At 65.7% G+C, this 25,081-nt stretch carries 30 protein-coding genes; 19 read left to right on the top strand and 11 right to left on the bottom strand.

The window, feature by feature from the left end:
• Nucleotides 1-10: 10 nt before the first annotated feature.
• The gene (locus HCZ97_RS09875; protein WP_167688539.1) at nt 11-2,140 is read right to left on the bottom strand and encodes a flagellar hook-length control protein FliK; all 2,130 of its coding nucleotides are present in this window, start codon (nt 2,138-2,140) and stop codon (nt 11-13) included.
• Between HCZ97_RS09875 and HCZ97_RS09870 the strand changes: the two genes are divergently transcribed.
• From HCZ97_RS09870 to HCZ97_RS09845, 6 genes are all read left to right on the top strand, one after another.
• On the top strand, nt 2,133-2,525 hold the full coding sequence (locus HCZ97_RS09870) for a rod-binding protein (protein ID WP_368484351.1): 393 nt from the start codon (nt 2,133-2,135) through the stop codon (nt 2,523-2,525). The genes HCZ97_RS09875 and HCZ97_RS09870 overlap by 8 nt on opposite strands.
• On the top strand, nt 2,522-2,881 hold the full coding sequence (locus HCZ97_RS09865) for a flagellar export chaperone FlgN (protein ID WP_167688538.1): 360 nt from the start codon (nt 2,522-2,524) through the stop codon (nt 2,879-2,881). Before HCZ97_RS09870 ends, HCZ97_RS09865 begins: the two co-directional genes overlap by 4 nt.
• Nucleotides 2,882-3,093: 212 nt before the next feature.
• Complete coding sequence (locus tag HCZ97_RS09860) at nt 3,094-4,404, top strand: flagellin (protein ID WP_167688537.1); 1,311 nt, start codon at nt 3,094-3,096, stop codon at nt 4,402-4,404.
• An 83-nt stretch (nt 4,405-4,487) separates the two neighbouring features.
• Nucleotides 4,488-4,898 carry a flagellar biosynthesis regulator FlaF gene (gene flaF / locus HCZ97_RS09855; RefSeq protein WP_368484350.1) on the top strand — a complete coding sequence of 137 codons (411 nt, stop codon included), beginning with the start codon at nt 4,488-4,490 and terminating at the stop codon, nt 4,896-4,898.
• Nucleotides 4,895-5,299 carry a flagellar biosynthesis repressor FlbT gene (flbT, locus tag HCZ97_RS09850; protein WP_167688536.1) on the top strand — a complete coding sequence of 135 codons (405 nt, stop codon included), beginning with the start codon at nt 4,895-4,897 and terminating at the stop codon, nt 5,297-5,299. Before flaF ends, flbT begins: the two co-directional genes overlap by 4 nt.
• Nucleotides 5,296-6,117 (top strand): DUF1217 domain-containing protein, encoded by an 822-nt coding sequence (locus HCZ97_RS09845; RefSeq protein ID WP_167688535.1) that lies wholly within the window; start codon nt 5,296-5,298, stop codon nt 6,115-6,117. Before flbT ends, HCZ97_RS09845 begins: the two co-directional genes overlap by 4 nt.
• A gap of 65 nt (nt 6,118-6,182) precedes the next feature.
• Here the strand turns inward: HCZ97_RS09845 and HCZ97_RS09840 are convergent, their stop codons facing one another.
• Nucleotides 6,183-7,595: a FliI/YscN family ATPase gene (locus HCZ97_RS09840; RefSeq protein WP_167688534.1), complete on the bottom strand. Its 1,413-nt coding sequence runs from the start codon at nt 7,593-7,595 to the stop codon at nt 6,183-6,185.
• An 85-nt stretch (nt 7,596-7,680) separates the two neighbouring features.
• Between HCZ97_RS09840 and HCZ97_RS09835 the strand changes: the two genes are divergently transcribed.
• From HCZ97_RS09835 to HCZ97_RS09795, 9 genes are read left to right on the top strand one after another with little or no spacing between them, the layout of a single operon-like run.
• Entirely contained in the window at nt 7,681-8,085 is a 405-nt protein-coding gene (locus HCZ97_RS09835; RefSeq protein WP_368484349.1) for a FlgB family protein, read from the top strand.
• Between the two features lie 6 nt (nt 8,086-8,091).
• Nucleotides 8,092-8,484 carry a flagellar basal body rod protein FlgC gene (flgC, locus tag HCZ97_RS09830; RefSeq protein WP_167688532.1) on the top strand — a complete coding sequence of 131 codons (393 nt, stop codon included), beginning with the start codon at nt 8,092-8,094 and terminating at the stop codon, nt 8,482-8,484.
• 11 nt (nt 8,485-8,495) lie between these two features.
• Nucleotides 8,496-8,789 carry a flagellar hook-basal body complex protein FliE gene (gene fliE, locus HCZ97_RS09825; protein ID WP_167688531.1) on the top strand — a complete coding sequence of 98 codons (294 nt, stop codon included), beginning with the start codon at nt 8,496-8,498 and terminating at the stop codon, nt 8,787-8,789.
• Nucleotides 8,790-8,817: 28 nt separating this feature from the next.
• Entirely contained in the window at nt 8,818-9,084 is a 267-nt protein-coding gene (gene fliQ, locus HCZ97_RS09820) for a flagellar biosynthesis protein FliQ (RefSeq protein ID WP_167688530.1), read from the top strand.
• Nucleotides 9,085-9,086: 2 nt separating this feature from the next.
• The gene (locus tag HCZ97_RS09815; RefSeq protein ID WP_167688529.1) at nt 9,087-9,800 is read left to right on the top strand and encodes a flagellar hook-basal body complex protein; all 714 of its coding nucleotides are present in this window, start codon (nt 9,087-9,089) and stop codon (nt 9,798-9,800) included.
• A gap of 10 nt (nt 9,801-9,810) precedes the next feature.
• Nucleotides 9,811-10,596 carry a flagellar basal-body rod protein FlgG gene (gene flgG, locus HCZ97_RS09810; RefSeq protein WP_167688528.1) on the top strand — a complete coding sequence of 262 codons (786 nt, stop codon included), beginning with the start codon at nt 9,811-9,813 and terminating at the stop codon, nt 10,594-10,596.
• On the top strand, nt 10,596-11,009 hold the full coding sequence (gene flgA / locus HCZ97_RS09805) for a flagellar basal body P-ring formation chaperone FlgA (RefSeq protein WP_167688527.1): 414 nt from the start codon (nt 10,596-10,598) through the stop codon (nt 11,007-11,009). The genes flgG and flgA overlap by 1 nt, the downstream gene beginning before the upstream one ends.
• Nucleotides 11,006-11,725: a flagellar basal body L-ring protein FlgH gene (gene flgH, locus HCZ97_RS09800; protein WP_167688526.1), complete on the top strand. Its 720-nt coding sequence runs from the start codon at nt 11,006-11,008 to the stop codon at nt 11,723-11,725. The genes flgA and flgH overlap by 4 nt, the downstream gene beginning before the upstream one ends.
• Nucleotides 11,726-11,734: 9 nt before the next feature.
• Nucleotides 11,735-12,247, top strand: coding sequence for a flagellar basal body-associated FliL family protein (locus tag HCZ97_RS09795; RefSeq protein WP_167688525.1), 513 nt, complete (start codon nt 11,735-11,737; stop codon nt 12,245-12,247).
• 63 nt (nt 12,248-12,310) lie between these two features.
• On the opposite strand, the gene HCZ97_RS09790 is transcribed toward HCZ97_RS09795, so the two are convergent.
• The 9 genes from HCZ97_RS09790 to fliL all read right to left on the bottom strand — a co-directional run bounded on the left by HCZ97_RS09790 (nt 12,311) and on the right by fliL (nt 21,656).
• A complete protein-coding gene (locus HCZ97_RS09790) occupies nt 12,311-12,763 on the bottom strand; it encodes a hypothetical protein (protein ID WP_167688524.1) in 453 nt (150 codons plus the stop codon).
• Nucleotides 12,763-13,848: a flagellar biosynthesis protein FlhB gene (locus HCZ97_RS09785; RefSeq protein WP_167688523.1), complete on the bottom strand. Its 1,086-nt coding sequence runs from the start codon at nt 13,846-13,848 to the stop codon at nt 12,763-12,765. Before HCZ97_RS09785 ends, HCZ97_RS09790 begins: the two co-directional genes overlap by 1 nt.
• A gap of 10 nt (nt 13,849-13,858) precedes the next feature.
• Entirely contained in the window at nt 13,859-14,620 is a 762-nt protein-coding gene (locus HCZ97_RS09780) for a flagellar biosynthetic protein FliR (protein ID WP_167688522.1), read from the bottom strand.
• On the bottom strand, nt 14,613-16,703 hold the full coding sequence (gene flhA, locus HCZ97_RS09775) for a flagellar biosynthesis protein FlhA (protein WP_167688521.1): 2,091 nt from the start codon (nt 16,701-16,703) through the stop codon (nt 14,613-14,615). The genes HCZ97_RS09780 and flhA overlap by 8 nt, the downstream gene beginning before the upstream one ends.
• Nucleotides 16,704-16,812: 109 nt before the next feature.
• Nucleotides 16,813-19,203 carry a hypothetical protein gene (locus HCZ97_RS09770; protein ID WP_167688520.1) on the bottom strand — a complete coding sequence of 797 codons (2,391 nt, stop codon included), beginning with the start codon at nt 19,201-19,203 and terminating at the stop codon, nt 16,813-16,815.
• Nucleotides 19,200-20,069 (bottom strand): flagellar motor stator protein MotA, encoded by an 870-nt coding sequence (gene motA / locus HCZ97_RS09765; RefSeq protein WP_167688519.1) that lies wholly within the window; start codon nt 20,067-20,069, stop codon nt 19,200-19,202. The genes HCZ97_RS09770 and motA overlap by 4 nt, the downstream gene beginning before the upstream one ends.
• Nucleotides 20,070-20,117: 48 nt before the next feature.
• The gene (locus HCZ97_RS09760) at nt 20,118-20,783 is read right to left on the bottom strand and encodes a MotE family protein (RefSeq protein WP_175581690.1); all 666 of its coding nucleotides are present in this window, start codon (nt 20,781-20,783) and stop codon (nt 20,118-20,120) included.
• 9 nt (nt 20,784-20,792) lie between these two features.
• Nucleotides 20,793-21,146 (bottom strand): hypothetical protein, encoded by a 354-nt coding sequence (locus HCZ97_RS09755; RefSeq protein ID WP_167688518.1) that lies wholly within the window; start codon nt 21,144-21,146, stop codon nt 20,793-20,795.
• A gap of 12 nt (nt 21,147-21,158) precedes the next feature.
• Nucleotides 21,159-21,656, bottom strand: coding sequence for a flagellar basal body-associated protein FliL (gene fliL, locus HCZ97_RS09750; protein WP_167688562.1), 498 nt, complete (start codon nt 21,654-21,656; stop codon nt 21,159-21,161).
• Between the two features lie 122 nt (nt 21,657-21,778).
• Here fliL and fliF point away from each other — a divergent pair, with 122 nt between their 5' ends.
• From fliF to fliP, 4 genes are all read left to right on the top strand, one after another.
• A complete protein-coding gene (gene fliF / locus HCZ97_RS09745) occupies nt 21,779-23,389 on the top strand; it encodes a flagellar basal-body MS-ring/collar protein FliF (protein ID WP_167688517.1) in 1,611 nt (536 codons plus the stop codon).
• The gene (locus HCZ97_RS09740; RefSeq protein WP_368484348.1) at nt 23,386-23,988 is read left to right on the top strand and encodes an ABC transporter ATP-binding protein; all 603 of its coding nucleotides are present in this window, start codon (nt 23,386-23,388) and stop codon (nt 23,986-23,988) included. Before fliF ends, HCZ97_RS09740 begins: the two co-directional genes overlap by 4 nt.
• Nucleotides 23,981-24,265 carry a FliM/FliN family flagellar motor switch protein gene (locus HCZ97_RS09735; protein WP_167688516.1) on the top strand — a complete coding sequence of 95 codons (285 nt, stop codon included), beginning with the start codon at nt 23,981-23,983 and terminating at the stop codon, nt 24,263-24,265. The genes HCZ97_RS09740 and HCZ97_RS09735 overlap by 8 nt, the downstream gene beginning before the upstream one ends.
• An 80-nt stretch (nt 24,266-24,345) precedes the next feature.
• On the top strand, nt 24,346-25,059 hold the full coding sequence (gene fliP, locus HCZ97_RS09730; RefSeq protein ID WP_368484347.1) for a flagellar type III secretion system pore protein FliP: 714 nt from the start codon (nt 24,346-24,348) through the stop codon (nt 25,057-25,059).
• The last annotated feature ends 22 nt before the right edge of the window (nt 25,060-25,081 follow it).

Genomic DNA, 25,081 nt, shown 5'->3' with positions numbered 1-25,081 from the left:
TCCTGTCAGGTCAAAGGCGGATGTCGACGCGGTCGCCGGAAGGGATGCCGGGGGGCGGCTTGAGCGGGGTTGCCGGGTCTGCCGGCTGTTCAGCTGTGCTCAGCGCGGGGCCGGCGCCGGTCTGCGCACCGTCGCCGCCTTGGCGCCCTTGCGCATCCGTGCGTCCGCCGTTGATCGAGATCTCGATCCGCTCATACCCAAGTGCGCGGTAGCTTTGTTCCAGCATCCCAAGGTGGCGGCGCATGAGGTCGGATGTCTCGGGACGTTCCGCCGTGACATGCAGCATCACGTGGCTGTCTTCGGTGGTCAGCCGCAGGGTCACGCGCCCAAGCTCTTCGGGGTTCAGGCGCAGTTCCGTCTGGCCCTCTGCAAGGCGGGTGGAGGCATTGGCAAGCTGGGCGGCCACGTGGCGCGCCAGGTCCGCGCGGGCCTGGTCCGCCCGCGTGATCGCCTGGGGACTGCGCGGCGCATCGGTCAGCGGCAGCAGGTCAGAGAAACGCTCCGGCGCGGGATCCGAGGCGGCGGGGGAGTCTGCGGCCAGAGGTATGGTCTTGTCCGCTGCGGTGAAGGTGGTCTGGGTCGCCTGGCCCGCGGCAGGGGCGGCAGCGGTTGCGCGCAGCGTGGCGGCCTGCGCCGGGGAGGGCGCGGGCTCCGTGGCGCTTGCCTGGCTGGCTGTCGGGGGCGCGAAACGGCTGGTCGCCGTAGGGTCGGTTCCCGGGCGGTTGTTTCCCAAGCGGTTGTTTCCCGGGCGGGCGGTTTCCGCGCGGCTGGTGGCCGGGCGGGGCCGATCGGCCTGCGCGGGCGGGATCGCGGTATCCGTGGCGCGGGGCTGCGCGGTGCCGGGGCCTGTTTGGCGCGTGGCGAAGACCTCCCGCCCAGCCGGATTTACAGGCGCACCAGCGGTGGCCGCTGTCTGGGTAGCCGCTGTCTGGGCGGCCGGTGCGGGCAGGGCGGCCTCTGTCCGCGTTGGGGTGGGCGGCACCGCAGCCGGTTCGGCGTTGGGCCGGGTGCGGGCGGTTGGCGTATCTGTGCGGTTCGTCAGGCCGGGTGCCGTGGTGGCGGGGGCGGCGGCCTGGGGCGCCGGACGCCCGGAGGCCTCTGCCTGCCCGGTGGGAAGAAGCGGCGCGGTCCCCTTGCCGGCCTCAGGGCCGGGCAGGCCGGTGCGCGTTTCGACCCCGCCTCCCTTTGCTTGGCCTTGCGGTTCGGCGGTCAGCGGCCATGGGGCCTTATCTGCCTGTTGCACGGCGGGTCGCGCGACGGCTTGCGCCCTGTCGCTGGCGTTCTGACTTGCCGGCACGACCTGAGCTGCGCCGGGGGCGGTTTTCGTTTCCGCCCCGGCAGGGACTGTCTGTTCGGCGGTTTTCGCGAGCGCGATTGTTTCCACACCCTGCGTCCCGAGCCCGGCCGGCATGGACCGGCCAGAGGTGCTGCCGCTGAGCGCTGCAAGCTCCGTTCCGGAGCGCGCGCTGGCCAGTGAAAGGGCGGCTGTCCGGGCGGTGAAGGCGGTGCCTTCGGGATCTGCATTGCGGGGGGCTGCAGGTTTCGCCTCTGCCGCTGGGGTCGTCTTGTCCGCTGCAGGTTCCTGGGCTGCCGTCGCCTGCGCTGTCGCGGCGAAGGGAAGGGCCGGTGCGGCTGAGGGGCGGTCGGAGCGATTGCGGGGCTGCGCAGTCTCTGCGGTTTCCACTGTCCTCTCCTTGCCGCCGTCCTTGATGCCTTCCTGTCCGACTGGCCCCTCCGGAAGGGTGCTGTCGTCTTCGGGCAGCGCGACACCTTCGGTGAAATCGATCTCAGCTTCACCATCGACGGCCAGGTCCACGCCGGACAAATCCGGGATTTCTGCAGCCTCCGAGTTCTCTGGAACGACCTGGGCTGCCCCGTTGGCCGGCCGCCTCGCAGTCTTGCCCGTGGCCTCCTGTGCGGATGGATCTTCTGCCTGATTGCCGGATTGTGCCTTTGGCGCCTTGTTCCGACCCTGGGCCGGGGCATCGGGGTGCCTGCCATCCTTCCGGGTGACCTCTGCCCCTTCGGAGGCGGCGAAAACCGCACCAAAGGGCGTTTCGCCGGTCTTCCCGCCCTTCGCGACCGGCGCAGTCGCTGGGCCGGAAACAGACCCGGCCAGGGGAAGGTGAGAGATGTTCATTGGCGCACTCCGGGAGTTCTTCCGCGATGGCCTGACTATGGACAGAACCGGTTACCGCTTCTTTACCGGTGCTCCTGCATTTTCGGGAAACTGGATCAAATTGGAGACGTCACCCATGGTCGACCCCATCCTGCCTCAGCCTCCTGCACAGCCCCTGCGCCATGAGAAATTATGGCAAGCGGCACAGGAGCTTGAGTCCGTTTTCCTTGCGCAGATGCTCAAGACCGCAGGGCTGGGAGAGACCTCTGAAACCTTCGGCGGTGGCGTGGGGGAGGAACAGTTTTCCTCCTTCCTGATTCGGGAACAGGCAGATGCAATGGTGGACGCGGGAGGCATCGGCCTGGCGGAAATGCTCTATCAATCACTCGTGGAGAGAGAAAAATGACGGAAGACCCGCATCAGCGCCTGATCGACGACCTCGACGTGCTGCTGGAACAGGAGCGCGAGGCGCTCATCAAGGGGCAGCTGGATACGCTGCCCGACCTGCTGGAACGCAAGGAGACCCTGATCGACGCCCTGAACGAGATCGACGGGCTCGAGGCGCTTCAGCTGCAACCCCTGCGCGGCAAGGTGCTGCGCAACCAGGCCTTGCTGGACGGGGCCCTGCGCGGCATCCGGTCCGTTGCCAACCGCTTCTCCACCTTGCGCAAGATCCGCCGCACGCTGGAGACCTACGACGATCAGGGGCGCAAGAATGCCCTGGTCCAGAAGCGCGACAACAAGCTTGAGAAGCGGGCCTGACCTGCACGAATTTCCTAAAATGCCGGGCAACCTTCGCCCGGCATTTAGGATTCCATTAGCTGATCCCCTGCAATGTTCCTCCTGCATCCAAACGGATGGCGCCGGATGGGAAAACCCCTGACCGTGCACCCGTCAGAATGACAGTCACTCCGTCCCGATGGGGGGCGGGAAATCATCGGGCGTAAAGCGCCTCTCGATCAAAGGAACAAAGTATGTCCAGCATTCTGACGAACAACAGCGCAATGGTCGCGCTGCAGACGCTGACCGCGGTCAACAAGTCGATGACCGAAGTTCAGAGCAACATCTCCACCGGCAAGAAGGTCGCCAGCTCCAAGGACAACTCCGCGGTCTGGGCCATCTCCAAGGTGATGGAATCCGACGTGCGCGGCTTCAAGGGCATCTCCGAGAGCCTGGCGCTTGGCGGTTCCACCGTTGCCGTTGCCCGCAAGGCCGCGGAATCGGTCACCGACCTGCTGACCGACATGAAGGGCAAGATCGTTGCCGCCCAGGAAGAGAACGTCGACCGCGACAAGATCCAGACGGATATTGCCGCCCTGCGCGACCAGATCTCCACCGTCGTCAGCGCGGCCCAGTTCAACGGCCTGAACCTGCTGTCGAACACCGACACGGAAGAGGGCAGCGGTTCCACCAGCGTCCTTTCCTCGCTTGATCGTTCGGGCGCCGGGGTCACGGCCTCTGACATCGCGGTCAGCAAGGAAGACCTTGGTACGGGTGCCAGCGCCATCTCGGCCACCGGCGGTACCTTCGACGCCAACGTCGGCACCTCCGCGGTCACGCTGAACGCCACGCAGACCGGCTCCATCGATATCGGTGATGACAACACCGGCTTCGAAGCCGGGACGGCCTATGCGCTGAACATCTTCGGTACGGACGCGGATGACTCGACCTTCACCCAGGCCGATTACCGGACCTCGACGGCGGCAGCCTCCACCCAGGCGGAAGCGGCAGCCAACGACATCCGCTACGTCGCCCGTGACGGCGATACCGCAGCGGATGTGGCCAAGGGCCTGCAGAACGCCTGGACCGCCTATGCCGGCGCCAACGGCCTGGACAGCGACGTGCTGGACATCAGCGTTTCCGGTGACACGCTGACCTTCACCTCCACGGTGACGGATGCAACCGACACGGTTGCCGTGAACCTGGTCTCCGTCACGGCGGATGCAGGCAACACCATCGGTGGTGGCCTGGAACTGCTGAACGAGATCGACGTGTCCACGGAAGACGGTGCCACCTCTGCGCTGAACATGATCGAAGGTCTGACCCAGACCGCGATTGACGCCGCCGCTGCCTTCGGTTCCGTCGAAGGCCGCATCGAGACCCAGTCGAACTTCATTGACTCCCTGACGAACTCGCTGAAGTCCGGCATCGGCACCCTGGTCGACGCCAACATGGAAGAAGCATCGGCCCGCCTGCAGGCGCTGCAAGTGCAGCAGCAGCTGGCCGTTCAGGCCATGTCGATCGCCAACCAGGCGCCGCAAACGCTGCTCTCGCTCTTCCGCTAACGGAAGGACGACAGTCGGGGGCGCGCATGACGCGCCCCCGATGAGGTTACCCACGATCTCACGGCAGACTGGAAGGATTCCACGTGACCGCACATTCACAAGCCATGCGCGCCTACGGCCAGGCTTCGACCCCCGTCAGGACGCCCCGCGGCACCGAATACGAAGTATTCGCCCGCGTCACGCGCGGCCTGATCACCGCCGCAAAGAAGGATCAGAAGACCGGGTTTCCCGAGCTTGCCCGGGCGATCTACGAAAACCGGAGGCTCTGGATCCTCCTCGCTGCGGATGTGGCCGGGGATGACAATGCGCTGCCGCAGGAGTTGCGGGCACAGATCTTCTACCTTGCCGAATTCACCCAGGTTCACAGTCAGAAGGTCCTGACAGGCAAGGCGGGTGTCCGCGCCCTGGTCGAGGTCAATTCCGCGATCATGCGGGGGCTGAGAAGCGAGGGCGTGCGAAGCGACCCTGCCCGCAGCGAAGGAGAGAAGACATGAGCGGCCTGGTGCTGAAACTCTCGCCGAAGGAGCGGGTTCTCATCAATGGCGCAGTGATCGAGAACGGCGACCGGCGGTCGCGGCTGTCCATCGTGACGCCCAACGTGAATATCCTGCGCCTGCGGGATGCCATCCACCCCGAAGAGGCGAATACGCCGGTGCGGCGGGTCTGCTATGCCGCACAGCTGGTGCTGACCGGCGATGCGGACCCCGATGAAGCGCGGCTGCAACTTCTGCGCCGGATCGAGGAGCTGAGCCAGATCCTGACCGATCCCGACAGCCGCGCGCTGCTGGCCGGGGCGACGGAAGCGGTGGTGAACAACCAGTTCTACCAATGCCTCAAGTCCCTGCGCGGGCTCCTCCCGCGCGAGGAACGGCTGCTGAACACGAGGCTGTCATGACCTTCGCTCCGGTCCTTCCGTCTTCGGGTCTAGTGGGCTGGATGTTCCTGCAAAGGACCTATGACAATCAGAAGGCAGTCTTCGACAAATCGCCTCTGATCACTCGTGACACCGCCTATTTCGAAGAGAATATCTCCAAGGTGGATACGGCAGAGGACCTGGTTTCAGACCGGCGTCTTCTGCGCGTCGCCCTGGGGGCCTTCGGGCTTCAGGACGATATCAACAGCACCTATTTCGTGAAGAAGATCCTGGAAGAGGGCACGCTGGAAGAAGATGCGCTGGCTAACAAGCTTTCGGATTCTCGTTACTATGACCTTGCGGCGGCCTTCGGGTTCGACCGGGGCACCCCCAGCACCAAGATTTCCACCTTCGCCACGGACATCACGGACAAGTTCCGCCGACAGGAATTCGAAGTGGCGGTGGGGCTTCAGGACGATTCGCTGCGCCTGGCCCTGAATGCAGATCGCGGGCTTGAGACCTACGCCGGCAGCGAGGCCACGCCCAATACCAACTGGTACAAGATCATGGGCGATGCGCCCCTGCGCAAGGTCATGGAAACCGCCTTGGGGCTGCCCACCAGTTTCGCCGGACTGGACCTGGAAAAGCAGCTGGAGATCTTCAAGGATCGTTCCGAGCGGTTCTTCGGCACCGCTAACCCGGCAGAGCTGGGAGCTGATGCGGAGATCCGCGAGAAGGTCGTGCAGCGCTACCTGATGCAGGCCCAGATCCGGGAATACCAAGCTAGCAGCGCGGGGGCCGTCGCACAGATGATGCTGTCCAGCGCGATCGAATTCGGGCGCAGCCTGCGACCCTTCTGAGGCGCCGCGTGCCGCCGGAGGTGACGGGCGGCGGTGATCCCCCGCCCGATAGCGAGGCGGTTCTGCTATTTCTTCGGACCTTCGACAGCGTGGGGCGCGGCGCGGCGGGGGGCGACAGCCTTCATCTTGCCCTGTCCCGGCCCGCGCGAACCGCCGGCGGCGGCGCGGCGCAGGATCAGCCTGAGCCGGTCGAAGGAATTCGGAATCCCCTGGGCCTCTTTCTCTGCCAGGAAAGCATCCAGATCCGGATGCGCCCGGATCGCCTGGTCCAGGACCTGGTCGCTGCCATGGGCATAGAGCCCGGCCTGGATCATCATTTCCGACCGCGCATAGGCGCTGAGCAGCCGACGCGCCTCTGCCAGAAGCTGGTTTTCCTCTTCCGTGGCCGCATCGGGCAGGCTGCGCGAGACAGAGCGCAACAGGTCGATGGCCGGATACCGCCCCCGTTCCGCGATCTGTCGATCCATCACGATATGACCGTCCAGCACGCCGCGCAGGATATCGGCCACCGGTTCATCCATGTCCGAGCCCGCCACCAGGACAGAGAGCACGGCGGTGATCGTGCCGGTATCCACCACGCCCGGTCCGGCCCTTTCGCAGAGCTGCATGATCTGATGCGCGGTGGAGGGCGGATAGCCGCGTAGGGCCGGAAGCTCCCCTGCGGCGACCGCGACCTCCCTGTGGGCCTCTGCGAAACGGGTGATCGAATCGGCCAGGAACAGCACCCGTTTGCCCCGGTCCCGGAAGTGCTCCGCCACGCTCATCGCGGTCCAGGCGCAGCGCCGCCGCACAAGGGCGGAGCGGTCAGAGGTGGCAGCAATGACCACCGCGCGTTTCATCCCCTCCGGCCCTAGGGTCTTGTCGATGAATTCGCGCAGCTCGCGTCCGCGTTCCCCGACCAGGGCGATCACGGTCACGTCGGACTCCATGTTGCGCGCCAGCCCCGCCATGAGGCTGGATTTGCCCACGCCGGAGCCCGCGAAAAGCCCTACGCGCTGCCCTTCGACGATGGGAAGGAGCGTGTTCAGAACCGCCATCCCCGTGCCAAGGCGGGCGCCAAGAGACTGCCGCCTGGCGGGCGGCGGCGGGTCATTTCGCAAGCTTTTCCAGTGCTTTCCGGGCAGGATCGGCCGCCCGTCCAGCGGCATTCCATGCGGGTCGATCACCCGCCCGATCCAACTGTCGTCCGGGGCGATGCGCAGCGGGCCGCGCAGGACCACCCGATCCCCAAGGGACACCCCTTCGGCGGGCGCATCGGGCAGCACGGTCAGCGCATCGCGATCCAGCTTGATGACCTCTCCATGCAGCTCGGTTCCATCCCACCGGGTGATCTTCAGCACGTCGCCCAGCCGCGCGTGGCGGCCTAGCCCGGTGACTCGCAGAACCTCTGCGTCGACTTCTTCAATCCGGCCTACGTGGCGCACGGCGGAGAGCATCTCCAGCTCCGCACGGACCCCTTGCAGCACATTCTGTGACATCGCTCGGTTCCTTCATTGGGTGCCAACCATTTCTAAAGGAATCGGGGTTAAGCCTTGATTGAAGCCAATGGAGGGAGAAGCCCCCGTGTTCGAGACACTGCAAGTCTTTCGCATGGCAGATGCCATGGCACGCCACGCAAGCGTGCGACAGACCGTGATCGCCGGAAACATGGCGAACGCGGATACGCCTGGCTACAAGGCGCAGGACATCGCTTCCTTTTCCGAAACGATCGATACATCCGCCCCGGGCTTCGGCCTGAAGGCGACGCGCAGCGCGCATTTGAACGGCAGCCAGTCCTCCATGGCGGGGCGTGCCGACCAGCTGGGCCTGCAAGAAGAGGAAAATCCCTGGTCCTCGCCGAACGGCAACTCCGTTTCGCTGGAAGAACAGGTGATGAAATCCGTTCAGGTGAAACAGCAGCATGACAAGGCGCTTGCGATCTACAAGAGCGCGCTGGACGTCATGCGTACCGCCCTGGGCCGGAGGTGACCGGCCATGGGTGATTTCCTGAGCAGCATGGCATTGTCCTCCAGCGGGTTGCGGGCCCAGGCACAGCGCCTGCGCCATACCTCTGAAAACATTGCCAATACCGATACACCCGGATACCGGCGCAAGACCGTCCCGTTCGAAACCGTGGCGGGCGCCGGGGCAGGTGAGGGTGAGGTCCGGACAGGTCGGGTGAAACTCGACCAGACCGAGCTGAGGCGGATCTACGATCCCGCGCACCCCCTCTCCGATGAAACTGGCCACTACGATGGATCGAACGTCGATCTGGTGGTCGAAATCGCTGACGCGCGCGAAGCGCAGCGCAGCTACGAGGCGAACCTCAAGATGTTTGACCAGGCCCGACAGATGTCGTCGGGGCTGCTTGATCTGTTGCGTAGATAAGGAGGTCCAGAATGGACATTCGTGCCCTGAACGCCGCGCAGAAATACGCGGCGGCCCGCCCGGCCATGGAACCCGTACCGGGAACCGGCCAGGGCCTTTCCGAAACCCTGGGAGAGACCGCCCGGGATTTCGCCCAGACGTTTCACGAAGGGGAAGAAACCGCAAAAGCGGCCATGATCGGCGAAGCCGACCCCCATGCGCTGGTCCAGGCCCTGGCCCAGACGCAGCTTGCCGTGGAAACGGCAGTGACCGTCCGGGACAAGGTCGTCGAGGCTTACCAGGAAATCCTGCGTATGCCCGTTTGAGCCGTGACGTAACCGGGGGTCCTGGCCAGTGAATGAAGCGCTTTTCTTCGACAGCCTGCGCCAGGGCCTTTGGGTGGCGGTCATCACCTCGACCCCGATCCTTGCCGTGGCCCTCGTTGCCGGCCTGGTCGTGGGCCTGTTCCAGGCGCTGACCTCGATCCAGGAGATGACCCTGACCTTCGTGCCCAAGCTCCTGGCGATCGTCGTCGTCTTCTGGCTGTGCATGGGGTTCATGACCCAGACGCTCGTGGCCTTTTTCCAGAACCAGCTCATCCCGCACATCATCGGAGGTTAAACTTGGACAACGCAGGCTACACGACCCTTACCCGGCAATCCGGGCTGATGCGGGAGATGACCGTGATCGCGAACAACATCGCGAATGCGGCCACCACCGGCTACCGGCAGGAGGGGCTGATCTTTTCCGAATTTGTCCAGGGCACCGATGACGGTCCGTCGCTCTCCATGGCGGCAGCCCGTGTGCACAACACGTCTTTCCGCCAGGGCGCGCTGACCGAAACCGGCAGCAGCCTTGATTTCGCCATCGAGGGCGAGGGATTCTTCCAGGTCCAAACCCCCGAGGGGCAGATGCTGACCCGCGCGGGCAGTTTCGCCACCTCTGCCGCGGGGGACCTGGTGACCAATGACGGCCACCCGGTGCTTGATCCCGGGGGGGCGCCGATCTTCATTCCGCCGGATGCGGTGAACCTTGGCCTGGCGGGGGATGGCACCCTGTCGGCGGACGGTGCGCCGATCGGCCAGCTGGGTGTCGTGCGCCCGGCAGATCCGCTGAGCCTGCAACGCCATGGCGGCACGATGTTCAGCACCGATGGCGGGGTTGAGCCCGTCGACGACCCGCGGGTCGTGCAGGGCTTCATCGAAAGCTCGAACGTGGATGCCATCGGCCAGATCGGCCGGATGATCCAGGTCCAGCGGGCCTATGAACTGGGCCAGACCTTCCTGGAGCGGGAAGACGACCGGATCCGCACCGTCGCAAGAACTCTCATCAAGTAGGAGCCAACAGATGCGCGCCCTCAAGATCGCGGCCACCGGCATGGCCGCTCAGCAAATGCGGGTCGAGACGATCTCGAACAACCTCGCGAACATGTCCACCACGGGCTACAACGCCCGCCGCGCGGAATTCGCGGACCTGCATTACCAGCAGATGGTCCGCGCCGGCACGATCAATGCCTCGGACGGGACGGTCCTGCCCACGGGCATCCAGCTTGGCCTGGGCGTGCGCCCCTCTGCCGTCTCGATGCACCTGGCGCAGGGGTCCCTGTCCCAGACGGGCGGCGACCTGGACGTGGCCATCGAAGGGCGCGGCTACCTGGAGGTCACTCTGCCCAACGGCCTGGCCGCCTATACCCGCGACGGGGCGCTGAAACGCACCGGAGAGGGGCAGATCGTCACCTCGGACGGTTTCCCCGTGGCCCCCGATATCACCATCCCGGACGATGCGCGCTCCATCTCCATCAACGCGAATGGCGAGGTCTACGCCTATTTCGCCGATACCGCGGACGCGCAGCTGCTGGGCCAGCTGTCGCTTGCCGGTTTCGCCAATCCCAAGGGGCTGGAAGCCATCGGCTCGAACCTCTTCACGGAGACAGAGGCCTCCGGCCCGCCCAATGTCACCACGCCGGGGCTGGATGGCCTGGGCACGGTGCGGCAGGGCTACCTTGAGGACAGCTCCGTCGATCCGGTGCGCGAGGTGACCGAACTGATCGAGGCACAGCGCGGCTACGAGCTGAACGCGAAGGTCATCACCGCCTCTGACCAGATGCTCGCAGCGACCGCACAGGTGCGCTGATGCTCAGGCTTCTCCTGTCCCTGCTCCTTCTCGCGCCGGCGGCACAGGCCGATACGGTCATCGCGGCGCGCACCATCCGCGCGCAGACCGTGATCGGCGTGAACGACCTGGTGCTGCGCGACGTGGAGGTGCCCGGCGCCCTGTCCTCGCTGGATGGGCTGGTCGGCATGGAAACCCGGCAGGCGCTCTATGCCGGCCGCCCGATCCGACCCGGAGACCTGGGCCCCCCGGCGCTGATCGACCGCAACCAGGTCGTGCGCCTGATCTATGACCGCAACGGGCTGATGATCGTGGCAGAGGCCCGCGCCCTTGGCCGCGGCGGTGCCGGAGAGGTGCTGCGGGTCATGAACATGGATTCGCGGCAGGTGGTCAACGGCGTGATCCAATCTGATGGAACGGTGAAAGTTCAATGAAACCAATCTTCTGCACGCTCGCACTCATCGCCCTGACCGCCTGTGGCGATCACCTGGGCAAACCCCCGGACTTCTCGCCAGAGGTCAATTCCCGCGAACACAACGCCATGATGTCGCCCGGCCTGCCGCAAAACACCCGCAGCCGAAGCGTGGTGCCCGGGGCCTCTCTCTGGACGGCGTCGCGGGCGTCCCTTCTGGGGGACCGGCGCGCCCTTCAGCGCGGCGACATCCTGACCGTGGTGATCGAGATCGACGAAAGCGCAGAGATTTCCAATTCCACCTCGCGCTCGCGCAGCGGGTCCGAAAGCCTTGGGATTTCCGAATTCTTCGGCATTCCGCAGCGGATCAACAACGATCTGTCGGGCGACGCCACGCTGGATGATGCGGTCAGCCTGGATTCCAGCTCCAGCTCCAACGGCGATGGCTCCGTCAGCCGGAATGAGAAACTGACCCTGCGCATTGCCGCCACGGTGGTCGACGTGCTGCCCAACGGGGTGCTGTCGATCTCGGGCAACCAGGAGGTGCGGGTGAACTTCGAACTGCGCGAATTGCTTGTTTCGGGCTTCGTTCGGCCCGCGGATATCTCCCGCCAGAACGAGATCACCTATGACAAGATTGCCTCGGCGCGGGTGTCCTACGGCGGGCGCGGGCAGATCACGGATGTCCAGCAGCCCCGGATCGGCCAGCAGATCGCCGATCGCATCCTGCCCTTCTAAGGAGGCCCCATGAAGAAACTTCTGCCCATCCTCCTGGTGATCCTTGGCATCGGTGCCGGGGCCGGTGCCGGCCTCATGCTGCGCCCCGCGCCGCAGGACATGGCCGAGATCAATCCCTGCGGGGATGGAGAGGCCGCGCCGGTGCAGGTCGCGGCGCCGGATCCCAATGCCGAACCCGCCCCGCTGGAGGACGACGCCCAGCGGGAATACATCAAGATGCACAACCAGTTCATCGTGCCGGTCGTGGCCAGTGACAAGATCTCGGCGCTGGTCGTGATCTCCATCTCGCTGGAGGTCGCGCCGGGCAACAGCGAGTTTGTCTATGCCCGCGAACCCAAGCTGCGGGATTCCTTCCTGCAGGTGATGTTCGATCACGCCAATATCGGCGGCTTCGAAGGCGCCTTCACCAATTCCAACAACCTGGATACGCTGCGGCGCGGGCTTCTCAACGTGGCGTCGCGCGTTCTGGGGCCGATCGTCTCTGACGTGCTGATCACGGATATCGCCCGGCAGGATTCCTGACCCGCAAAGGGGCCGCAGGGTAGAGAATCAGGGGCCGCAGGGCAGAAAACAGGAGGGCCGCGCTTACGAGCGCGGCCTTTTCCTGTGGTGCAGCAGAGACATCTCCTGAAGGGCGGCCATCTGCTTGGCCAGCCGGTCCTGCCGGGCCTCGGCCCTGGCGCGTTTCACCATCTGCGCGGCCACGTCGCGGCGCCCCATGCTGAGGCGCAGCACCTCTGTCTGTTCCGATTTCTCCGCCAGGCACAGGGCCAGGCTGCGCTGCAGCTCGCCGCGTTTCATCGAAAGCCAGTCCCGCCAGGCGCGTTCCTGGCTGCTGGCGAACCCAAGGCTGCCCGTCTCGCTGCCCACGGCGCGCAGGAAACCGGCGGCGGCCTGGTCCTCCAGCTCTGACAGGCTGTCACGCAGCTGGCTTTCGTTGCGGGTGATGCGGCGCAGCACGGCCAGGTCCGCCTCGTAGCGGATCTCCGTGGCCTGGGCGAGCGGGGTGAGCCGGGCAAGGGCCTCGGTTGCGCGCATCAGATCCGACCCCGCGCCTTGCGCCGCATCTCATCGGCAAAGCGGATCGCGGCGGCCACCGCGCGGTAATCGCCGGGCCCGATCTCCTGCCCGATCTCCACCTCCGCGTGCAGCTTGCGCGCGGTCGGCGGATCGGAATGCAGGGGCACGCCGTTCTTGCTGGCGATATCGCGCATGACGGCGGCCACCTCGTCCACGCCCTTGGCCACGCAGACCGGGGCGGAGCCGCGCGTGCGGTCCCATTTCAGCGCCACGGCGTAATGGGTCGGGTTGACGATGACCACGTCGGCCTCTGGCACATCGGCCATCATCTGGCTGCGCGCGATCTGTTCGGCGCGTTGGCGGCGCTGGCCGCGCATGTAGGGATCGCCCTCGGATTCCTTGACCTCGTCGCGGATTTCCTTGTCCGTCATGCGGTTCTTGCGCATGTGCTCCGCCCGCTGCCAGAGGTAATCCAGCCCGCCAAGGACCAGCGCGATCAGGAAGACGATGAACAGGAATTCCACGCAGAGCCGCAGCAGCAGCGCGGCGGCGATCCCGGGCCCAAGATAGAGGGTCGAGGCCATCTCGGGCAGTTTGCCGGAGACGAAGTAGAACAGGCAGGTGGAATAGATCACCAGCTTGGCGAAGCTCTTGAAGAACTCGAAGATCCCGTTGCGGCCGAACTTCTGCTTGGCGTTGGACACCGGGTTGATGCGGCTGGCCTTGAATTTCAGCTTATCGCCGGACACGACGAAGCTTTGCTGGGCGATGATCCCACCCAGGGCCGCAAGCGCCGGCACCAGGAAAAACGGGATGAGCGGCAGACCAACCGCCCCCATCAGCCCGCCTGTCGGGGTCTGGCCGGGGCCGTCGAAGAACAGCGGGGCCAGGGCCTCGGGGCGGTCGACCAGGGTCATCAGCACCTCCCCCAGCCGGATCAGCGCGGGGCCCCCCACCGCCAGTCCCGCCAGGCACAGCCCGCCATAGGCCGCCGCCGTGGACAGATCCTGGGATCGCGGAACCTCGCCCTTCTGGCGGGCCTTCTGCAGCTTCCGCTCTGTTGGTTCGTGCGGCTTTTCGCCAGAGTTTTCTTCCTCTGCCATCGCGCGCCCCTCAGAACGGCGCCGTCAGGAAGGCGAACATGCGCTCCGACCAGACCGTGAGGATCTGCCGGGACAGCAGGAACAGCAGCGCCAGCCCCCCGAAGGTGATGACCGGCGCGCCAACGAAGGCCACCATGAGCTGCGGCATGGCGCGGTTGATGACGCCAAGGGTCAGGTTGTAGATCAGCGAGATGATGATGAAGGGCGCGGCCAGGCTGAAGGCCAGTCGGAAGCTTTGCGCAACCAGCCCGCTGCCCCATTGCGCCAGGTCCGCGCCATCCGGCCACCGGCCAACGGGCAGCACGTCATAGGACATCAGCAGGTAAAGCACCGCGTGGACATGCAGGCCCAGGATCATCGCCAGGGCCAGACCGCCGATGACCAGCACATGACCGATGGCGGGCAGAGGCTCTACTCCCGCACCGCCCAGGATCTGCGACAAAGAGGTGGCCTGCGCCATCATCGACCCGGCCGTCTGCAACCCCATGACGAACAACCGCAATCCCAATCCCAGCATCAGCCCGATCACGGTTTCGCTGGCCAGCAGCGACAGGAAGCTGCGGTACCCGGGCTGCGGCGGCAGCACCGGCTGGGCGGACAGGACGATGGCCGAAAGGCTGACGGCGATTACCAGCTTGACCCGCGTGGGCACGGATTGCTCTCCGAAGGCGGGCAGGAAGCTGGTAAAGGCGCCCACGCGCAGCAGGATGACCGCCATCAGCCAACCCTGGGCGCGCAGCAGGTCCAGAAGATGCGCCAGCAGCTCATTCATCCGACACCATCGCGACAAGTGAGGGGTTCGCATCGATGCCGATCTCTTCGAAGGACAGCACCGGGTTCACGATGCCGCGCGCGCTTAGGGCCATGCGCAGGAAGCGCCGCCGCTGGGTCGAGGTGACGATGCCCGCATGGATCCCCTTGTCCGAGGCTTCGGAGACCGCTTCGGCCACGTTGGTGACCAGGCGATTGAAGATTTCCGGCGGCAGGGCGATGTCCACGCTGCCCCGGTCGCGGTCCAGCTGGTAGGCGGCAAAGGTCTCTTCCCAACCGGGGGCAAGCTGGATCAGCGGGGTGGTCCCGTCCTCCCTGCGCAGCTCGGAGATGATCTGGAAGCCCAGGCGGTGGCGGACATGTTCGCAGATCGCTTCCGGCTGGGGCATATGGGGGCGGATCTCTGCCACGGATTCCAGGATCAGCGGCATGTTCCGGATCGAGACCTGCTCAGCCACCAGCAGGCGCAGGACCTGGTGCAGAAGGTCCATCGGCACCTTTTCCGGGATCAGCTCATCCAGCAGCTTGCGGTTGGCCTCTGCCCGGCGTTCATCGCTGAGGTTGACCATCTCTTCCAGCACGCGGCGCAGGCTTTTCATCGTCAGCAGACGAGAGAAATTGCGCTTGATCGTTTCCAGCAGGTGGGTGGCCAGGACCTCTGTCGGGGTGACCAGGGTCATGCCGGACAGCGCGGCGCCTTCCTGCGCGACCTCGTCGATCCAGCGGGCCGGCGCGCCGTAGACGGGTTCCTTGACCTCTTCGCCCGGGGGCAGGCCGGCGGAATTGCCCTGTGTCAGGGCCAGCACGCGGTCCGGGCGCAGCACGGCGCGGGCCTGTTCGACCCCCTGGATGCGGATGACATAGGACCCCGGCGGCAGGGAGGGATCATCGGTCAGCCGGATCTCGGGCAGGATCAGCCCGAAGCTTTCGGCGACATGCAGGCGCATGTTCTCGATCCTTGCGTCCAGGCCGGTGCCGGGATCCAGCACCATGTTCACCAGGTCGGGGGCGAATTCCACGTGGATGTCATCCAGGTCCAGCGTGTCCCCCAGGGACCGGCTGGGCATCTCCGGCGCGGGGGTCTCTGCGGCGGCCTTGTCCCTGGCTTCAGAGGCCAGGCGGCGGCGCACCAGGTAGCCCGCCAGCGCCAAGGTGGCGCCGCCGATGACGAAGGGGACGAAGGGCAGGCCGGGGACGAAGCCGAAGAGGAACATCAGCACCGCCACCGTGATCAGCGCCGCCGGGTGACGCCCCAGCTGGCTGACAAGCGCCAGGTCCGTGGCCCCGGTGGAGCCCCCGCGCGCCAGCAGCAGCGCCGAGGCGATGGAGATGATGACCGCGGGGATCTGCGTGACCAGCCCGTCGCCCACCGTGAGAATCGCATAGGTTTCAAAGGCATCGCCCAGGGCCATGCCATGCACGATGACCCCCATCGCCAGGCCGACGACCAGGTTCAGGATGGTGATCAAGAGCCCGGCAACCGCATCGCCCTTGACGAATTTCGACGCCCCGTCGAGCGAGCCGAAGAAGGTCGTCTCAAGCTGTTCGCGTTCGCGCCGCTCCTTGGCTTGGACGTGGTTGATGGCCCCGGCGGACATGTCGCTGTCGATCGCCAGCTGCTTGCCGGGCATCCCGTCCAGCGCAAAACGCGCGCCCACCTCGGCCATCCGGGCCGCGCCCTTGGTGATGACCATGAAGTTGACGATCAGCAGCACGCCGAAGACCACCAGCCCCAGGAAGACCGACCCGGACATGACGAAATCGGCGAAGCCCTGGATCACGTCGCCGGCGGCGGCCGTGCCGGTATGACCCTGCCCGATGATCAGCTTGGTCGAAGACACGTTCAGCGACAGCCGCAGCATGAGAGAGGCCAGCAGCACCGTCGGAAAGGCCGAGAAATCCAGCGGTTTCTCGATGAAGAGCGTGACGGTGAAGATCAGGATCGCCAGGGCAAAGCTGGCGGCAAGACCCACGTCCAGCACGAAGGCGGGCACGGGCAGGATCATCATGATGATGATCGACATCAGTGCCAGCGCCAGCAGGATCGTCGGCTGGAACAGGGGCCGGGATTCGGATTCGGTCATTGCAGTCCCACGCGGCTTCTCCGGTCAGGATTGGGTTTTCACGCAGCTTCGGCGTGCTCTCATGGATCCTTGGTAACGGGTGAATGGTTGAGGATTCGAAAATGGCCGCCTATTCGTCCAGGGCGGTATCCACCTGGACGGACATCAGCATGTCCTGCAGGGCCGCGCGGGTTTCGCCGCTCTGGCTCAGCACGTCACGGCTTGTGGCCAGCGTGGGCGGGCCCGCCGCGGGCAGAACCACCGGCGTTTCCTGCTGATCGCTGACCACCCGGGCCACGCGGCTGATCGGTTCCGGGGCCGAGCTCTGGACCTCGCGCCAGTTGCGCGCCAGCCAGGCGGCCTCGGCAGCCTTTTCTTCCTCTCCGGCAGAGCGGAACAGGATCTCTGCGCCCGCGAAATCCCCGGAAATCAGCCGGGCGCTGGCCCGCAGGGCATCCACGTCCGGCCCGGTCATGCCGTGCAATTCGCGTTCCGCGCCAATGGGATCGCGGGCTTCCAGGGCGATACGGGTCCGCAGGAGCCTGCGCCGGCGTCCGGCCTCGCCCTCCGCACCCGGCGCGATCAGCTGCGCGGCGGCCTCTGCAAAGCCAAGGGACAGCAGCCGTTCGGCCACGTCATTGGCGGTCTCGGTGCGCGCCATCTCCTGGATGGTGGCCTCATGTTCAAAGTAGATCCGCGTGAAGCTGGCGTCAGTGGCATTCCGGGCCATGTCGCCGGCCAGCTGGTCGACCGTGACGCTGGCAACCTCGGGGTCAAGGACCTGGCCTTGCTCCGCGTAAAGACCAAAAGAGGCCGCGAAATTCCCGGCAGAGGCCTGCGCCATGATCTCTGACCGCAGCAGCCGGGCAAAGAGCGGCGCATCGCGGTACTGGATCCGGTAGCTTTCCAGCAGGCCGATCGTTTCGGGATCGACCTGGGCGCCGGACTCCAGGGTCGCATCGGTGAAATCGATCAGCGCCTCGGGCGACAGGTCGTCATTGCGGGCGATGATCGGATCATAGGCCTGGGGATCCGGCTGGCCCTGTTCCTCTGTCTGCAATTGCGCGGTGGCGAATTCGCGCATCGGCGTGGTCTCCGGCAGGTCGCGCGACACGATCCGCAGGATATCCCGCGCGATACCCGTCTCCTGCGCGGTGACGAACCGTTCGGCCAGCAGCGGGCCAATGTAGGATTTCAGCGGCGCGGGCAGGGCGGTGATCGTGGTCAGGATCGCGGCGCGGTCGAAATCGGAACCCGGCGCGATCTCCGGCCCGGTGAGCGCCGCCCAGACAGAGGCTTCGCCTTCGCACCAGATCTTGCCGGCAAAGGGACCGTCGGCGCGGTCATGCCCGTATTCCAGGATTCGGCCCACGGCAGTCATTTCCGCGATGATCTCTGGGTTGGAGGGCACGGATTGGGTGGCGCGGATGGCCTCTGCGCCGAAGCCGTTGCGCAGGTAGAACTGGCCCAGGGCCATGTAGGCCTCCGCGTTGTCGCGGTCGAATTCGCCGGTCAGGGCAGAGCGCAGCTTGCCCAGTTCCAGCACGAAGCTTTCAACGGGCTCCCCGGTGGTCAGCGGCGGCATGGCCAATGTGCAGGGCGATCCGGACAGCCGATAGCGCGACACGTCGACTTCCTTGTCGGCCTCCAGCGTGCTGGGCGTGGAAGAGACGCCGGGATCGGTCGGGCGAAGCTCATTGTGCTCGTCATAGCGCCCGGGGGGCAGGTCCTGCATGGCCTCGCGCAGCGAGTCGCTGGGGGTCAGCAGGCCCTGGGTCGCGGCGCTGCCGATGGATTGCAGCAGCTGTTGTTCCAGCTCGCGGGTCAGGGCCGCCTCTGCCTCCGGCGCGGGGGCCGGGGCCTCGGGCAGACGGTTGATGGCGTCCATCGCGAAGTTGCTGAAATCCATGCTGGTTTCCGCCATGGGCGCCTGTGGCACCGCCTCGAAACGCGGCGCGGCCTGGGGCGGTTCGACGGCCGGTTCAACTGGCGCCTCGGCGGGCAGAACGACCGGAGAGACAGAGGCCGCCTGGGCAGGGCTGGCGGATTGCGGGGTGCCAAAGCTCAGCCTCGCGCCGGTGGGCAGGCCCAATAGCGCGCTTGGCAGCGGCGCTTCGGGAGACGGCGGCGCAGGGGGCGGGCTGGGTTGCGCTGCCGGCACGGGGCGGGGCGTGTCGCGGATGTCCAGGATCAGCAGGTTGCTGGGCGACAGAACGGCCTCTGCCGCGCAATTGCAGTTGAGCAGGATTTCCAGCCCCGGGCCCGGCACCGGGCGGATATCGGCGACCCGGTCGCGCGTGATCCGGCGAAAGGCCTGTCCCAGGTCCACCCGTTCAAGGGGCTCCGAAAAGCTGAGCGTCAGCACCTCCGGCGCATCGTCCAGCGTCCAGCTGGTGCCGGCGGGCAGGGGCAGGGTCAGCCGGGTGAATTCCGCGTGGTCGCCTGACCGCAGCACGGCGGTCTGGGCCAGGGCGGTGCCCGGAATCAGGGCCAGAAACAGTAGCGCCAGCCTGTGCATCATGCCGCCCCGCTCTTGACCTCTTTGAGCGCGTCTTCCAGGTCCGAAAAGCTGGGACGGCAGTGAGAGGGCGTGTTCTGCCGCCCGACCTCGATACAGATATTGGTCGCGTGATTGTGCAGGTTGGCCACCAGGACCTCTCGGATGAGCTGGTAGAAATGCCCGTCCTCTTCGGTCACCGTCTTCAGACGGCCGGCAAAGGGGCCAACGATGCCATAGGCCAGGAAAACCCCCAAGAAGGTGCCCACCAGCGCCCCGCCGATCATCTTGCCCAGCACCTCCGGCGGCTGGTCGATGGAGGCCATGGTCTTGATCACCCCCAGCACGGCGGCAACGATTCCCAGGGCGGGCAGCGCATCGGCCACGTTCTGCAGGGCGTGGCTGGAATGCATGGAATGGTGCAGGTTCGCCTCCATCCGCTTTTCCAGCACTTCCTCCACCTGGTGGGGATCGTCGTAGTTCATGGAGGCAGAGCGCATGGTATCGCAGATCAGACCGATCGCCTCTGAATCCGTCAGGATTTTCGGGTACTTGGAAAAGATGCTGGATTCCGCCGGCGCCTCGATATGTTCCTCGATCGCGACGGGATTCTGGCGTGCCAGGCGGATCAGTTCGAAGAGCAGGCACAGCAGGTCGCGGTAATCCTCGTGCTTCCACTTGGGCCCCTTGAAGACCTTGCCGATGTCCTTGACCGTGTGCTTCACCGCCGCCATGTCTTTGGCCAGCAGGAAGGCGCCGACGGCGGCACCGCCGATCATCATCATCTCGAAAGGCAAGGCCTTGAGGATGATCGCCATTTTCCCGCCGGCCAGGATGTAGCCGCCGAAAACCATGACGAAAATCACGCCGATACCAACAAAACCGATCATCTCAGCTGCCTCTTGTCCACTGCTGTTCCCCCGGGCTCACGCTAGCGGTCAATTCTTTGGAACAGATGAATTTCGGCCCGCCAGGATCACGCTGACCGTATAGGCGCGGTCGGGCGACAGGCCGGCCATGACCGCCGCGGCGGCGGCGGGTTGCATCCGGCCCAGGAAACCGGCGGAAAACTCCGGATCCATCTGTTCGAACAAGGCGGCGGCATCCTTGGGTTTCATGTTCTCATAGACCGCGACCAGGCGGTTGATGTCGTTCTCTGCGGCGCTGTCGGCCAATGCCAGGGTCTGGCGCAGCGCCTCTTCGGCCTCTGAGAGCTGGGCGAGCTTCTTCTCGATTTCCTCGTCGGCGATGGCCAGGGCGTTCATCCGGTCGCGGATCTGGGCCTCTCTCTGGGCCAGCCGGGCCTCTCTGGCATCGAAGGCCTCCAGCATGGCGGCGACATCGGGATCGGGTTCACAGGTCGCGGCCTCTGCCGGCGCCATCTCCGTTTTGCCTTCCATGGAGTCCTGCCCGGAATCGAGCGCCATCACCTCTGACCCATGCAGTCCGATGCGCAGCACGGCAGAGGTCAGCAGCAAGCCGGCGATCAGCGGCAGGCTGCCGCGACGCCGGGCGCGCAGGCCCCTGCGCCTGTTGGGTTTTGCCCCGGGTTTCGCTCCCGGCTTTGCCCGGGGTTTGCGTTCTTCACGTGGCTGCTTGGCCATGATCTGCCCCTATTTCGTGCCGGTGCGGCGGGTGAAGACGGGCTGAGCCTCTTGCTCCGGCGCGGGGGGGTGCTGCGGATCGGGAAGGTCGTGCATGGAGGCGACAAGCAGCTCCAGCCGCTTGGCCACGCCCTCCGCCCGCTCCGTCAGGCTTTCCAGAGAGGCGCTTGATTCGCTGGCCGTGGCCTGGGCCCGCTTCAGCGTCTTCGTCAGGTCGTTTACCTGGCCGGACAGCACGGCAACCGCGCCGCCCACCCCGTTTTCCAGGTCGTTGAACCGCGCCAGCCGCCGGGCCAGCACGAAACAGTAGAAAACCGCGCCAAGTGCGCCGGCGACAAGCAATCCATCAGCGATGAGTTCCATGAGATTCTCCCTTCAACTCACGACGAATTCGACGATCAGCAGGTCCAGAACGGCCTGCGGGCCGGTGATGACCTGGATGCGGCGCAGCATCTGCGCGCGAATCCGCACCAGGGCGCCGGGATCCTCGAAATCCTCCATCCGCAGGGCGCGGAGGTAATTGTTCAAAACGTCCATCACGCGAGGCTTGATGGCCTCCACGTTGCCTTCCTGTCCGGCCGGCACCTCCAGGTTCGCCATGAACCGCAGGTGCTTGTTCTGAGAGGGCGGGCCGAAGGAAATCGTCATGCCCTCAAGCGCCACGTAGGCCACGTCGGGGGGCACGAATTCCTCGTGCGCCTCGCTGCCTTCGCCCTCGGCATGCTCTGCCGGGTCGCCGCCCAGGATCATCCCGGAATAAATCGCGAAGAAGGCCCCGCCGCCGCCTGCCAGCGCCACAACCAGGGCGAGGATCAGGGGCAGCTTGGATTTCTTCTTCGGCGCTTCCTCATCTGCTTCGAGCTCTTCGGACATGACCCAACCATTTTCTGTCGATGGGGCCATTTTTAGCGGTCATGGACTAACCGATTATTAAGCCCGTTCGGTGAATTAAGGGGACAGTCGCTGGCAGAAGCCGGCCTGACGGGAGAGACGGTTTGCAACAGTTTTTGACCCTGTGGACCAACCTGGAACCACGACGCCGGATCACGGTTATCCTGGCTGCGGTTGCCATGTTCGCGGCCGTGCTTGGCCTGGCACGCATGGCGTCACAGCCATCCTTGTCCCTGCTCTATTCGGGGCTGGAAAACGGCCAGGCCGGTGAGATCGTGCGCGCGCTGGAACAGCGCGGCGTGGCCTATGAGGTGCGCGGCGGGTCCATCTACGTGGAGGGCGGCGCACGCGATGCGCTGCGCATGACCCTGGCCAGCGAGGGGCTGCCCAGAAACTCCAGCCAGGGCTATGAGCTGCTCGATTCGCTGTCGGGCTTCGGCACCACCAGCCAGATGTTCGATGCCGCCTACTGGCGCGCCAAGGAAGGGGAGCTGGCGCGCACCATTGCCGCCTCTCCGCAGATCTCCGTCGCGCGGGTGCATATCGCCCACCAGGGGGCCTCGCCCTTCCAGCGCGACCTGCGGCCCACCGCCTCCATCGCCCTCACCGCCAGCGGAGAGGTCTCTCCGGCGCAGGCCAAGGCGCTGCGCTACCTCGTGGCCTCTGCCGTGGCCGGGCTGAACCCCGATGATGTCGCGGTGATCGATGATTCGGGCGAACTGATCGGCGCACCGGAGGACGAGGGCGCCGGCACCGCCCAGGACCGCGCCCAGGAGCTCAAGGAAAAGGTCCAGCGCCTGCTGGAGGCCCGCGTGGGCTTCGGCAACGCGGTGGTGGAGGTCAGCGTCGACACGGTCACGGAAAGCGAATCGATCCGGGAACGCCGCTTCGATCCGGAGGGCCGCGTGGCGGTCAGCACCGATACCGAAGAGGCCAGCAACAGCTCGCGCAACCAGAACGGCGGCGATGTGACCGTGGCCTCGAACCTCCCCGACGGAGAGGCAGAGGGCAACGGCACCTCCTCCGCCCAGAACAGCGAAACCCGCGAGCGGGTGAACTACGAGGTCTCCGAGGTCAATCGAGAGGTCACGCGCGCCGCCGGGGGGATTCGTCGCCTGACCGTGGCCGTTCTGGTCAACGGGTTGGAAACCACCGCCGAGGGGCAGGAGGCGCTCGAAACCCGCTCGGAAGAAGAGCTGGCCGCGCTGCGGGAGCTGGTCGAATCGGCCGTCGGCTTCGATGCGGAGCGGGGGGACCGGATCACCATAAAATCCATGGAATTCGAACCGCTTGAGCCTCTTGGGACCAGTTCCGAAACCGGTCTGATCGCCGGGCTTGGCCTGAACGTGATGTCGATCATCCAGATGGCGGTGCTGGCCCTGGTGGCGCTGGTGCTGGGCCTCTTCGTGGTCCGCCCGGTGCTGGCCGGCCGCAGTGCCACTGCCGATGTGCCCCTGCTTGAGGGGGGCGATGCCGCGCTGGATGGCGAGATCGAAGAGGACGATGCCTTTGCCCTGCCCGATATCGGCATGGGCTCCGGCTTCGGCGGCGATTCCGACGGCGGCTTCCCGATGATCACCGATTTCGACGGGGGCGGCAGCATGGACAGCGACGATCCCGTCGCCAAGCTCCAGGGCGTGATCGAGGAACGCAAGGAAGAGACGCTCGAGATCCTGCGCTCCTGGCTTGAAGACACTCCGGAGGAGCACGCGTGAAACAGATCGCCATGATCCTGGAGGACTTCGGCGCGCCCCGCCGCGCGCCCGCCGCCACCCCCGCCATGTCCGAGGAAGAGCTTGAGACGATCCGCCTTGAGGCCTTCGAGAACGGCTACAAGGCCGGTTGGGACGATGCCGCCAAGGCCATGAAGGAGGAACAGGGGCATATCACCAGCGATTTCGCCCGCAACCTCCAGGACCTCTCCTTCACCTACCACGAGGCGCACTCCCATGTGCTGGCCGCGATCCGACCGCTGCTGAACGACGTGATCGACACGGTGGTGCCCGAACTGGCCCGCGAAACCCTGGCGCTGCGGGTCAAGGACCAGCTGGAAGAGCTGGCGACCCGCAAGGCCGCGCAACGCGTGGAAATCGTGGTGGTCCAGGACCACGTGCCGGTGATCGAAGCGCTGCTGGAAGAGGATTTCGGCTTCCCGCTGTCGGTCACCGCCGATGACACGCTGTCCGAAGGCCAGGTCTTCCTGCGGTTCGGAGAGGAAGAGACAGAGATCGACCTTGCCGCGGTGACCGACGGAATCCGCCAGGCGGTAGAGGGGTTCTTCACCGAACAAGAAAGGAAAGTTCAGAATGGATGAACAGTCGAGCGAACCCGCCGGGCGCAGCAATCCCTTCACCGTCGTCCCGATCGAGATCACGATCTCTGTCGGCAAGGCCCGTCCGCTGATCCGCGACCTTCTGAAGCTGACCCGGGATTCGGTGCTGCCGCTCGACCGTCGCGTGGAAGACCCGGTAGAGCTTTACGTCGGCGATCGCCTGATCGCCCGCGGAGAGCTGGAAGAGATGGAGGGCGAGCAGGCCGGACAGCTTGCCGTGCGCCTGACAGAGGTCTGCGACCTTAGCGGAGAGCTCTGACCATGGTTTCATTGGCCAGGCAGAAGCCGGCCCTAAAACACAGGGTCACGGGGACGCGGCGCGCCTTGCCGGCGGGGCTGGTGCTTCTGCTCGCGCTGGTGTTGCTCTTGCCGGCGCCGCTTCTGGCGCAGGAGGTCTCGGTCAATATCGGCGATGACGGATCCCTCTCTGCGCGGGGCATCCAGCTGATCCTGCTGATCACCGTGCTCAGCCTGGCGCCGGGCATCCTGATCACGATCACCTGTTTCCCCTTCATGGTCACGGTCCTGTCGATCCTGCGCCAGGCGCTTGGCCTGCAACAATCCCCGCCCAACATGCTGATCGTCAGCCTGGCGATGTTCCTGACCTATTTCATAATGGAGCCGGTCTTTCAGCAGGCCTGGTCCCAGGGCATCCAGCCCTTCGTCGATGAACAGATCGAGGCGGATCAGGCGATCCCTCTGGCGCTCGAGCCCTTCCGGGTCTTCATGGCCGCCCGCATGGACCCCGAAACATTCGAGGCCATGGCCGCCCTGCGCCCGGATTCCAACGACATCCCCACCGGGCCCGAAGCGCCGCTCTCCGTGCTGGTGCCCAGCTTCATGCTGTCGGAGATCGCGCGCGCCTTCCAGATCGGCTTCCTGCTTTACCTGCCTTTCCTGATCATAGACCTGGTGGTCGCCGCCGTGCTGATGTCCATGGGCATGATGATGGTCCCGCCGGCGATCGTGTCGCTGCCGTTCAAGCTGGCCTTCTTCGTGGTGGCGGATGGCTGGGCGCTGGTCACCAGCTCCCTGGTGCGAAGTTACTTCTGACCCGCGCAGGGGCGCCCCCAGG

Origin of the sequence: Pseudooceanicola sp. HF7, assembly GCF_011806405.1 — a bacterium.
Taxonomy (GTDB): domain Bacteria; phylum Pseudomonadota; class Alphaproteobacteria; order Rhodobacterales; family Rhodobacteraceae; genus Pseudooceanicola.
This window is presented reverse-complemented; position numbering and strand designations above follow the sequence as displayed.

Coding starts and splice junctions, on each gene's coding strand:
- flgC (WP_167688532.1), top strand. CDS start 8,092: ATGGGTGATTTCCTGAGCAGCATGGCATTGTCCTCCAGCGGGTTGCGG.
- HCZ97_RS09790 (WP_167688524.1), bottom strand. CDS start 12,763: ATGCGCGCAACCGAGGCCCTTGCCCGGCTCACCCCGCTCGCCCAGGCC.
- HCZ97_RS09860 (WP_167688537.1), top strand. CDS start 3,094: ATGTCCAGCATTCTGACGAACAACAGCGCAATGGTCGCGCTGCAGACG.
- flhA (WP_167688521.1), bottom strand. CDS start 16,703: ATGACCGAATCCGAATCCCGGCCCCTGTTCCAGCCGACGATCCTGCTG.
- HCZ97_RS09760 (WP_175581690.1), bottom strand. CDS start 20,783: ATGGCCAAGCAGCCACGTGAAGAACGCAAACCCCGGGCAAAGCCGGGA.
- flgH (WP_167688526.1), top strand. CDS start 11,006: ATGAAACCAATCTTCTGCACGCTCGCACTCATCGCCCTGACCGCCTGT.
- HCZ97_RS09865 (WP_167688538.1), top strand. CDS start 2,522: ATGACGGAAGACCCGCATCAGCGCCTGATCGACGACCTCGACGTGCTG.
- HCZ97_RS09845 (WP_167688535.1), top strand. CDS start 5,296: ATGACCTTCGCTCCGGTCCTTCCGTCTTCGGGTCTAGTGGGCTGGATG.
- flbT (WP_167688536.1), top strand. CDS start 4,895: ATGAGCGGCCTGGTGCTGAAACTCTCGCCGAAGGAGCGGGTTCTCATC.
- HCZ97_RS09785 (WP_167688523.1), bottom strand. CDS start 13,848: ATGGCAGAGGAAGAAAACTCTGGCGAAAAGCCGCACGAACCAACAGAG.
- HCZ97_RS09795 (WP_167688525.1), top strand. CDS start 11,735: ATGAAGAAACTTCTGCCCATCCTCCTGGTGATCCTTGGCATCGGTGCC.
- fliL (WP_167688562.1), bottom strand. CDS start 21,656: ATGTCCGAAGAGCTCGAAGCAGATGAGGAAGCGCCGAAGAAGAAATCC.
- HCZ97_RS09735 (WP_167688516.1), top strand. CDS start 23,981: ATGGATGAACAGTCGAGCGAACCCGCCGGGCGCAGCAATCCCTTCACC.
- motA (WP_167688519.1), bottom strand. CDS start 20,069: ATGATCGGTTTTGTTGGTATCGGCGTGATTTTCGTCATGGTTTTCGGC.
- HCZ97_RS09870 (WP_368484351.1), top strand. CDS start 2,133: ATGTTCATTGGCGCACTCCGGGAGTTCTTCCGCGATGGCCTGACTATG.
- HCZ97_RS09780 (WP_167688522.1), bottom strand. CDS start 14,620: ATGAATGAGCTGCTGGCGCATCTTCTGGACCTGCTGCGCGCCCAGGGT.
- flgA (WP_167688527.1), top strand. CDS start 10,596: ATGCTCAGGCTTCTCCTGTCCCTGCTCCTTCTCGCGCCGGCGGCACAG.
- HCZ97_RS09875 (WP_167688539.1), bottom strand. CDS start 2,140: ATGAACATCTCTCACCTTCCCCTGGCCGGGTCTGTTTCCGGCCCAGCG.
- HCZ97_RS09840 (WP_167688534.1), bottom strand. CDS start 7,595: ATGTCACAGAATGTGCTGCAAGGGGTCCGTGCGGAGCTGGAGATGCTC.
- fliE (WP_167688531.1), top strand. CDS start 8,496: ATGGACATTCGTGCCCTGAACGCCGCGCAGAAATACGCGGCGGCCCGC.
- flgG (WP_167688528.1), top strand. CDS start 9,811: ATGCGCGCCCTCAAGATCGCGGCCACCGGCATGGCCGCTCAGCAAATG.
- HCZ97_RS09770 (WP_167688520.1), bottom strand. CDS start 19,203: ATGATGCACAGGCTGGCGCTACTGTTTCTGGCCCTGATTCCGGGCACC.
- HCZ97_RS09755 (WP_167688518.1), bottom strand. CDS start 21,146: ATGGAACTCATCGCTGATGGATTGCTTGTCGCCGGCGCACTTGGCGCG.